Raw genomic sequence first — 2,492 nt, 5'->3', positions numbered from 1 at the left:
CCGCCGCAAACCGCCTTAATCACTAAAATTAACGCATAGTAAAATGCCACGCGTTACGAATCCCTCTTGAATTGTTTGTTAGTACGCTGCCCCTAAAGCCTTTTTACACGACAAGATATTGAAATATAGCACAAAAATCATAGCTTAAAACACTAAAGCCAAACGGACTGCTGCCAAACTTAAAACTAACTTCAACACTTAAGTTGGCTAGAAGAAAAACATGCTTAACTGCCCTTTTTCACCGCTTTCCAATTAGCAAAGGATACAGGCTTCGCAATTGAACAGCAGCGTCAGAGAAACCTAGTTTTACCGAAAATTTCTCAGCCCTAAAGAAACCACACCAGAGAAATCACCCAAAAGTTAGAAACCGTAAACGATGAAGTCAAAGCGGAAACTTCGCATCTAGTGCCACCGGAGCGAACGTGAAAGGCACATTTGTTCAGGTGTAAAACTGGGAAAGAAACCAATAAACACCAAGACTTTTGACCTCTGATGTCGCCCCAGTACTAACGCCTTGCTAAGGTGTGAGTAACGCAATACAAAAGCTACCGCACAGCGCCTTAATCACCATAAGCCACCGCAAAGTAAAAATGCCACGCGCTACGAATCACTCTTAAGCAATTTGTTAGTACATGCGCTACTTCTATTTGTGCGCTCCAAGATATTGAAAAGTAGCATGATATGAAAGGCTTTGAACACTGAAGTGAGACGGGCAGCTACAAAACTTAAACTCGGTTAAGAGACGAGAGTTGGCTAGAAGAAAAACGTACTGAACTGCCCTACTTTCCCTAACTTCAAATTAGAAAAGGATTCTTTCCTCGTACTTCAACAGCCACGCTAAAAGTAATCAAGGCTCTCTCAAAAAACCACCACGAAAATGAAGAAGCACCAAAGAAATAGGCTAAGAGTTAGAAGCCGTAAACGGTGAAATCAAAGCAAACACTCCGCATATAGTGCCACCGGAAAGAACGTGAAAGGTACAAGCTGAAAGGTGTAAAGATGAGCGCTGAAACAGATAAACACCAAAACTTATGACCTTTGATGTCAAACCCGTACTAACGCCCTGTTAAGGTGTGAGCAACGCAATACTGAAGCTCACGCATACCACCTTAAACACTTAACGCAACGCATAGTAAAAATGCCACGCGTTGCGAATCACTCTTAAACAGTTTGTTATGCCTGTCCTAACACGCGCTCAATAAAAGCTGATTTCTCCCTACGATACTCTTCTTGAGACCAACCTGTACAAGACATTTTCAGCTCATTGTATCGTTGAACTAACTCAGGACTTTTACGGAGTTTGTCTCTAAACCCCACAAAAAACTCAAACTCCGAACCATTAGCTACAACTTGAAAAGCGACATCCTCACCTGAACTATTTTCCAGCATGCAAAGCTCTGGAGTTCTTAACGTATCGGATTTTTCGTTGAAACCTAGAGTAGAAAGTAACTTTACTGCGTTCTCTAGTTCCTTGCCGTTGACGCCAACAAGTATGTCTAGGTCACCCTTAGATACGGCATTAGGGATAGAGGAAGACCCAATGTGCTCAATAGATGCATCTGGAAGTAAAGCAGCTATCTCAAGTGCATACTTACGATATAGGCTTTCACAAGATGCCTGATATTCATCTGCTTTGTAAAACTGCATATTTGCTCCCAAAAGGCATAACGCCGCGTTAAGTGGTGAGCAACGCAGCCCCACTACCTAACGCATTGTGCCGTAAACACTAAAGCTGAATCAAACCAAAAATGCCAAACGTTGCGAATCCGCCTTAAACGCTTTGTTATACGAATTTTTCCAATTTAATCAATGAATTAAATTGAGCCTTTGGCAATTGGCTATTTCCTTTGAAGACAATGATTCATCCCCAACCCAATGAATGCCCTTTTCTCACCATCAGCCATGTGAAAAGCATCGATACCAGCAAAGTTGACACAAAAGTAAATTTAACTCCCCCAACTAGCACTGCCACCATAAGACCTGCTGCTGTAGCAATGACCCGTACTTCATACCCTGACATATTGCGAGATTTACAGGATACACAAGCCACAATGTAGGAAGCTATTATTGACACTCCAAAGATCAAAAACTCAATATGATTTGGCGTGTCCACATAATCTTTAAACAGATACCACATAATTATTGGCCCCTATCTTTTAGCACCACATGCTCCAGAACCTAAAAATATTTACTTTCGATTGAGGATCAGATACTTAATTGAGTTAGCTTACTTGAAGCTCAGCCTGATACTTGCGTCTGCACGCATTCGTATAACGCCTTGCTAAGGTGTGAGTAACGCAATACAAAAGCTACCGCACGACGCCTTAATCACATAAGCCACCGCAAAGTAAAAATGCCACGCGTTACGAATCACTCTTAAGCAATTTGTTAGTACATGCGCCACTTCTATTTATGCGCTCCAAGATATTGAAAACTGAGATGATATGAAAGGCTTTGAACACTGAAGTGAGACGGGTAGCTACAAAACTTTA

General features: G+C 41.7%; 1 protein-coding gene. It reads right to left on the bottom strand.

The genetic code is table 11. The features are described from left to right. Window positions 1–1,173: 1,173 nt before the first annotated feature. Window positions 1,174–1,647 carry a GrpB family protein gene (locus tag IQR33_RS18745; protein ID WP_050909555.1) on the bottom strand — a complete coding sequence of 158 codons (474 nt, stop codon included), beginning with the start codon at window positions 1,645–1,647 and terminating at the stop codon, window positions 1,174–1,176. Between the last annotated feature and the right edge of the window lie 845 nt (window positions 1,648–2,492).

This window comes from Vibrio sp. OPT46 (assembly GCF_015163535.1).
GTDB lineage: Bacteria > Pseudomonadota > Gammaproteobacteria > Enterobacterales > Vibrionaceae > Vibrio > Vibrio alginolyticus.
Note: the sequence above shows the minus strand (reverse complement) of the source record. Positions and strands in the feature narration are given on the sequence as shown.